Origin of the sequence: Thermus arciformis (genome assembly GCF_900102145.1) — a bacterium.
GTDB classification, from domain to species: Bacteria; Deinococcota; Deinococci; order Deinococcales; family Thermaceae; genus Thermus; species Thermus arciformis.
The window spans coordinates 1-7,548 of record NZ_FNBC01000059.1 but is presented as its reverse complement, the minus strand read 5'-3'; the positions used below and the strand labels follow the sequence as shown (position 1 = coordinate 7,548).

General features: G+C 67.7%; 4 protein-coding genes. 3 read left to right on the top strand and 1 reads right to left on the bottom strand.

The annotated features are described in order from the left end of the window. Positions 1-215 precede the first annotated feature (215 nt). On the top strand, positions 216-1,808 hold the full coding sequence (locus BLP62_RS12760) for a sensor histidine kinase (RefSeq protein WP_143004373.1): 1,593 nt from the start codon (positions 216-218) through the stop codon (positions 1,806-1,808). After that, a complete protein-coding gene (locus BLP62_RS12755; protein WP_093008675.1) occupies positions 1,805-2,422 on the top strand; it encodes a response regulator transcription factor in 618 nt (205 codons plus the stop codon). Before BLP62_RS12760 ends, BLP62_RS12755 begins: the two co-directional genes overlap by 4 nt. Before the next feature lie 143 nt (positions 2,423-2,565). On the opposite strand, the gene BLP62_RS12750 is transcribed toward BLP62_RS12755, so the two are convergent. Beyond that, positions 2,566-7,044 (bottom strand): glutamate synthase-related protein, encoded by a 4,479-nt coding sequence (locus BLP62_RS12750; RefSeq protein ID WP_093008674.1) that lies wholly within the window; start codon positions 7,042-7,044, stop codon positions 2,566-2,568. A 219-nt stretch (positions 7,045-7,263) separates the two neighbouring features. On the opposite strand from BLP62_RS12750, the gene BLP62_RS13865 reads away from it, so the two are divergent. After that, positions 7,264-7,548: transposase (locus tag BLP62_RS13865; RefSeq protein WP_244880389.1), on the top strand; the 285-nt coding region annotated here is incomplete at its 3' end.

Below are 7,548 nucleotides of genomic sequence, written 5' to 3'. Positions count from 1 at the left end.
AGGCCCAGGTGGCCCAGGTCGTACACCTGTAGGTCGGGTGGGGTTTCCATCCCAAAATCCTAAGGCCAAGGAACGAGGGGTGCGGAATGTCGGCTGGAAGCGGGCATAGCGGGCTTTGCTCCCACCAGCGACGCCGCGTATCGCCGCTTCCTGTTGGAGTTCTAGTCATGAAGGGGAGCTTCCGCGCGCGCCTGCTGGCGACCTTTGCCCTGGGCATGCTCTTCCTGGGGCTAGGGCTTGGGGGAACCGCTTTTTTCCTGGTGAAAACAGGCTTGGAGGCCAGCCTCGAGGCCCAGGGCAAAGCCCAGACCCTCTACCTGGCCCGGCAGCTGGAAGAGCATCTCTTGCTCAACGACCTCTATGCCGTTTTCCGCCAGCTGGAGTCCCTGGAGGGTGAAGGCGTGCTGGGATTTGTCCTGGACCCCAAGGGAGAGGTGCTGGTGCACACCTTCCCGGGCGGGTTTCCCCTGAACCTAAAGACCCTAATAGGGCGCTTCCGCTTCCAAGGGGAAGTCTATAGGCTCTACCGCAGCCCCATCGGGGACGGCTCCGTGGGCGCCTTGGCCCTGGCCTTTCCCGAAACCCCCCTCCGGCAGAAGCTGGCCCACCTTTTGGTCCTAGGCGCCTGGTGGGCCTTGGGGGTGACCGCTTTGGCCTTCCTCCTCGTGAGCCGCGCGGCGGACCAGTTCCTCAAGCCCCTCGAGGCCCTGGTCCAAGGTGTGCGGGCTTGGCAGGAGGGACGGGAAAGGCCCCTCCCCGATCCCGGTGGGGAACTGAGGGTCCTCCACCAGGCGCTGGTGGCCTACCGAGAGAGGGTGAAGCGGCGGGAACAGGAGCTTTCCACCCTGAACCAGGTGGCGGAGGCCGTGAACCGGGCGGAAACCCCAGAAGGCGTGCTGCAAAACGCCCTGGAGGCCCTGGCCCGAAGCGGGCTCTTCCGCTGCGGGGAGGCGTGGCTGGGCGAGGTGCGGGTGGGGAAGGTTCTCTGCCCCTACCGGGACGAGGAGGTGTGCCCCTTGAAAAGGGGCGAACCAAAGACCACCTACCACACCCTGGAACTCACCGAAGCCCGCCTCCTTCTGGACACCGAGGCACCCCAGGCCTTCTTGGAGGCCATCAAAGCCCCCATCGAGGCTGGCCTGCACCGGGCCCGGTACACCCAAGCGTTAAAGGAAAGGGCCCAGGAACGCTCCCAGCTCCTCAAGGCCCTGATCCAGGCCCAGGAGGCGGAAAGGGCCCGCCTCGCCCGCGACCTCCACGACCAGATCGGCCAGATCCTGACGGGCATTGACCTAGGGCTAAAAGCGGTGAAGGAAGGGCGGGTGGAGGCGGTGCCCGCCCTGCAGGAACTGGTGCGGAGCGCCATCCAGGACGTGCGCCACCTCTCCCGCTCCCTGCGCCCCTCCGCCTTGGACACCCTGGGCCTCGAGGCCGCTTTAAAACGCATGGCCGAGGAGTTCCAGGAAAGAACGGGGATCCGGGTCAACCCCCTTTGCCGCCTGAAGGGCCGCCTACCGGAAACCCACGAGACCGCCCTCTACCGTGTGGTACAAGAAGCCCTCACCAACGTGGCCCGCCACGCCAAGGCCAAGCAGGTTTCCGTTGTCCTTCAACAAGAAGAGGGGGAGATCAACCTGGTGGTGGAGGACGACGGCCAAGGCTTCCCCCCGGAGGCCCAGCCCGGCTTGGGGATCCTGGGCATGCGGGAGAGGATAGAACTTCTAGGAGGACGGTTCCAGGTGGAAAGCCTCCCGGGGCTTGGCACCACCCTCTACGCCCGCATTCCCTTAAAGGAGGTGAAAACATGATCCGGGTTTTCCTGGTGGACGACCACCCCGTGGTGCGGGCCGGGATTCGCTACCTTTTGCAAGGAAAGGTGGAGATCGTGGGCGAAGCGGAAACGGGCCAGGAGGCCTTGCTGAAGATCCCCCAGGCCAGGCCCCAGGTGGTGATCCTGGACATCGCCCTACCCGACATGGACGGAATCCAGGTGGCGGAAAGGCTGAAGGCCCTTTACCCCGAAGCCCAGCTCCTGGCCCTATCTATGTATGCGGAGCCGGAGTATGCGGAACGCTTCCTCCAGGCCGGGGGATCCGGCTACCTGCCCAAGGACGCCATTGAGCGGGAACTGGAGGACGCCGTGCTGGCCGTGGCCCGGGGAGAGCACTACCTGCCGCAGAACCTCCTTTACCGCATGATCCAGGCCCAGACCGTCCGCAAGCCGGGGCCAGAGGTCCTCACGGAGCGCGAGCTCATGGTGGTCCGCTATCTGGCCCAGGGCCTTTCCTACAAGGAGATCGCCGAGGCCATGGGCATCTCGGAAAAGACCGTGGCCACCTACCGGGAACGGGCAGCGGAAAAGCTCGGCCTAAGAAGCCGGGCCGAGCTGGTACGCTGGGCGGTAGAGGAAAAGCTCGTGTGAGGACCCCAGAAGCCCCACCCTGCTGTTTCCTTCGCCCAGCTAAGCGCCCGCACCTTGATTTTGCCACATGGGACGCTGAAGATAGGGCTTTGCGAAGGCTCTTTTGGGGCCCCCATGCTGGCGCAAGCCAGCATGGGGTGGTATTACTCCGTGCTCACCCCCTGGTCCACCTGCTGGTTCACAGGCTCCACCATGCGGAAGTGCTCCGCCGGGTTCTCCAGGAGGGCTTCCAGCCGCTTCGCCTTCTCCTCCCGCTTGGCCTCCCGGAGCACCCGGATGTAGGCGGAAAGGAGCTCCCGCACGTCCTCCACGCCCCTAGCGTCCAGGGGCTTCACCGCCACCTTGGCCCCCTTGGCCAGGCGGCGCTTCATGGCCTCCTCCGTGAGGCCCATCTCCGGCCAGTGGCGCAGGTAGACCCGCCCCCCGGTCATGCCCGAGCAGATCCAGGGCCCGGGGTCCCCGAGGACCAGGGCCCGCCCCCGCGTCATGTACTCAAAGGCGAAGCCCTTGGCCTGGGCCCGGGCGGCGAGGTTGCCGAGATCGTCCCGCAAAGGGCGCTCGGGCTCCCCGCCCAGGATCACGTCGGCCCCGGAAAGCCGGATGCAGAAGCGGCTGTCCGCCACCCCCTCCACGATGAGGAGGCCCCCGATGGCCCCGTAGGCGAAGCTCTTGCCCACGGAGCCGTCCACGTAGGCCCCATAGGGGTTCCGGCCCTTTAGGACGGCCACGGTGCCGCCGAAGGCGCTCTTGGCCACCCCGTCCTGAGCCCCGCCTTCCACCACCACCTTGACCCCTTCCACGTTGAAGGCGGCAAGGCCGTTCCCGGCCACGCTCCCCGCGTCAAAGCGGAGCTCCACCTCGGCGTCAAACCCCTTGCCGTAGAGGCGCCGCCTGGCGATCTCCCCGGCGAGGTGGGCCCCAAGCGCCCGGTCGGTGGAGTCCACGGGGCCCTCCTGGAAGACGAGGCGCTTGCTCCCCTCCTGGTAGGCCGCCATGACCACCTCGGTGATGGTGCGGGTGAGCTGGTTCAGGGGCTTCCTGAGGACGTGGGCCGAGGTGTCCTTAAGCCACTCGGGCTCCTCCACGGGCTGGAAGAAGTAGCCGAGGTCCAGCTCCTCCAGGTGGTCCCGCTGGTAGAGGAGGTCCGAGCGGCCGCGAAGCTCCCGCAAGGAGCGGGCCCCGAGAGCGGCCACGAGCTCCCTCAGGGCCTCCCCCTTGGCCTCAAAGAAACGGGTGAGCTGCTCCACCGCCCGCTCCAGGTCCTGGGGGACGAAGCGCTTGAGGCCGTGGGCCAGGGCCTCCTCCACCGTCTCAATCTGGGTGGTGATGCCCACGTGGCAGGTGTCCAGCTGGCAGCCGCGGCAGATGGTGCAGCCGATGGCCACCATGGCCATGGTGGCCATGCCCACCCGGTCCGCCCCCAGGAGGACCATGCGCAGCACGTCGTAGGCCGTCTTCAGTCCCCCGTCCGCCCAGATCTCCACCTTGTCCCTGAGCCCCGCCCGCACCAGGGCGCGGTGGGCCCGGCGCACCCCGATCTCCACGGGAAGCCCCGCGTACTTCAGGGCGTGGAGCCTGGCCGCCCCCGTCCCCCCCTCAAACCCCGAGAGGGTGATGACGTCCGCCCCCGCCTTGGCGATGCCCACGGCGATGGTGCCGATGCCGGGGATCACCGGCACCTTGACCGAGACCAGGGCCTTGGGGTTCACGGTCTTCAGCTCCTCAATGAGCTGGGCCAGGTCCTCAATGGAGTAGAGGTCGTGGTTGTTGGAGGGGCTGATGAGGTCCACCCCGGGGACAGCGTTCCGGGCGGCGGCCACCTTGGGGGAGACCTTCTTGCCGGGGAGGTGCCCCCCCTCCCCGGGCTTCGCCCCCTGGCCGATCTTGATCTCAATGACGCTCGCCGAGTTCAGCATGTAGGCGTGGACCCCGAAGCGGCCCGAGGCCACCTGCTGGCCCCGCCAGGGGGTGTACTTGCCCAGCATGTCGGGGATCTCCCCGCCCTCCCCGTTGACGCAGAGCATGTTGAGGCGCTTGGCCGCCTCCACGTAGGCGCGGAAGGAGGCCTCCCCTTGGGAGCCGAAGCTCATGGCGCTGATCACGAAGGGCAGGGAGTGGGCCCCTACGGAGAGGTCCACCTCCTCCGGGGCCACCTCGCTCCTTTCGGGGAAGCGCACCTCCAATAGCTGCCTGGCGGCCACCGGGTTTTCCCGCTCCAGGGCGCGCACCTTCTCCTGGAAGTGGGCGTAGGGGGCCTGGCCGGTGGCCACCTCCTGGGCCGCCTTGTAGATCCTGGGGTTGAAGCGGAAGTCCTTGGCGGGCATGACCTTTTCCGCCCGGAGGAAGCCCTCCCGCTCCAGAAGGGTCCGCTCCAACTCCAAAAAGCCATAGCCCGCCTTCTCCGAGCCCAGGAAGTTGCGGGTGCCGAAGTACTCGGCGAGCTCGGGCTTAAGGCCGATGGCGCTGAAGACCTTACCGTAGCCCCGGAGCTCGTGGATGCCCATGGTGGAGATGACCTTCTCCAGGCCCTTCTTCAGGGCCTCGAGGACCCCCGCCACCCCCTTCCTCCCCTCCAGGGCCCGGGCCTTCTCCTCCATGAGCCAAGGGGCCACGGCCTCGGCGCCGAGGCCCAGGAGGAAGGCCACGTCGTGGAGGTTCCGCACGCCCCCGGAGTGGACGAGGAGCGAGGTGCGCCGCCTTAAGGCCACCCCCTCGGCGTCCCGCTTCATTAGGGCCCGGTTCACCGCGGCCACCGCCAAGCCCACGTCAATCCAAACCCCGCCGTGGAAGGCCTCCCGGTCGGAGAGGATGAGGACCTCGGCCCCTTCCTCCACCGCCCGCACCGCCTCCTCCTCCAGGCGCTTGAGCCCGGCCAAAAGCCCCTCCTCCACGGCGAACTGGGGGACGAGGGTCTTGGTCTTGAAGCGGGCCCGCACCTCGGAAAGGGTCAGGGTGCCGAAGGCCTCTGCCAGGGCCTGGTCCTCCTCGAGGACGACGGGGAGGAGGAGTTCCTCCACCCTTCCCCCTCCCCGGCCGTGGGGCAAGGGGCGGCGGCCGAGGAGGACGCGGGTGGAGAAGTGCTCCACCTCCCGCTCCCGGTCAATGGCGGGGTTGGTCACCACGGCCACCGTCTCCTTGAAGAACTCCGCGAGGTTGGGCTTTTCCGGGTTCAAGGCGGCCAGAGGGCCGTCGTAGCCCAAAGAGCCGATGGGCTCGTTCCCCGTCTTGGCCAGGGTCTCGAGGTAGGCCTGGTCCCAGCGGTCCCAGCCGAAGGCCCGCTCCAGGCCCAGGGGGGGCGGGGCGGGCTTCTCCTCCACCTCCGTCCCGCTTCCCCCGGCCACGGGGGGCGGCCCCTGCCGCAAGGGGCCTCCCAGGTGCACCCGGTACCCTTCCACCGGGGTGCGGGCGGCCACCCGCTCCAGCACCAGGCGCTGGTGCCGGTCAAAGGGCAAGAGCCTGGGGCCTTCCGGGGTGAGGCGCAGGTAGACCTTCTCCCCGGGGGCCAAGGGCTTGGGCTCGGAGACGAACTCCTCGGCGCCGAAAACGCCGCGCTCGGAGGAGAAGACGAGCTCGTAAGGGGTTTCAAACTGCCAGAGGGGCCTCAGGCCCATGGCGTCCGTGGCGAAGACGGCCTCGTCCCCGTGGCGGCTCACGATGGCGGCAGGCCCCTGGGCCAAGGGCCCGAAGCGCTGGCGCAGGGCCAGGTAAAGGTCCTGAAGGGCCTCCGGCAGGCCCTTGATCTCCCCCAAAACGGGGGGGAAGACCAGGTCCATGGCCTCGGGGAGGGAAAGGCCGTAGCGGTAGATGAGCCCCTCCAGCATGCGGTTCAGGTCCTGGGAGTCCGAGCCCCCGGTGCGGGGGATGCCCAGGTAGTCCATCTCCCGCCGCAGGCGCTCTATGGTGTTGATCTCACCGTTGTGGCCCAGGAGGCCGAAGGGCTGGACCTGCTCAAAGGTGGAGAGGGTGTTGGTGGAGTAGCGGTTGTGCCCCAGGGCGATGGTGCTCTTGAACTCGGGGCGGGAGAGCTCAGGGTAGTAGCGCTTGAGGAGCTCCGCCGCCCCCCGCACCTTGTAGACCACGCTGTGGGTGGAAAGGGAGACCACGTGCACGGGGAAGCTGGCCTCGAGCCTCAGGCCCAGCTCCCACAGGGGGGCGTCCCCGTCCGGGGAGAGCCCCGCCACCTGGAGGAAGATGGGCTCCGTGCGCCGCCCCACGGGCCCCAGCACCTCGCTCACCACCTCTCCCCGCCGGTGGTGAAGGGGACGCACCCCCAGCCGCTGCCCCTCCCGCCCCAGCAGGGCGAAGAACTCCTCTATCCGCCCCTCCTCGCCCTTGGGCAGGAAAAAGTGCCCCACGAAGAAGCGAGGGTTAAAGGCCAGCTTGGGGTCCAGCCCCGCCCGCTCCAAAAAGTGGGCCCAAAGCTCCCGGGGAATATCGGTTTGGATCCCGGTTCCGTCCCCCTCGCCGCGGATGGCCCCGGCTCGGTGGGCCATCCGGTAGAGGCTTTCCAGGGTGCGCCGCACGATCCGGTGAGAGGGCTTGCCGCTCTTCTCCGCCATGGCGATGATGCCGCAGGCGTCCCGCCCTAGGGGGATATCCGGGTAAGCTTCCTTCCAGGTCATCTTCGGGCTCCTTGTGGCTTCGGGGGTTTGGTGTAAGCAAAGAAATGCACGTTGTTCCTCGGATTATACACGTTGGCCCAAGGGGGGTCAAGAAGGGTCCTCCCCGCAGGACCTTCCGCACCAACCTGACCCCGTTCCCCAAGGTAGCCTGGCGTCTGACCGGCGCCCCCTTGCTCCACACACCCCCCTGGGCTTGCCTTGCAAAGGTCAGGAGGACGGGTGTATATCTCCCTCCTGATGGGCAAGCGCGGCTTCGTTCGCCGGGAGGCAAGCCCCAAGGAGGTCCTGGAACACTGCCTGCGCCTGGCCCGGGAGGTGGCCCCTCCCACCCCCAAAGGCAAGCGGGGCCGCCCCTGGCGCTACAGCCACGCCCTTTACCTGGCTATCCTTCTTTACCGCGCCTTCTTCCGCCTCACCTACCGCGAGACGGAGGCCTCACTCCAGGACCTGATGGAAGGGCCTTTCCCTTCCCACCAGTCCCTGGCCCGCTACGCCCTCAAGCAC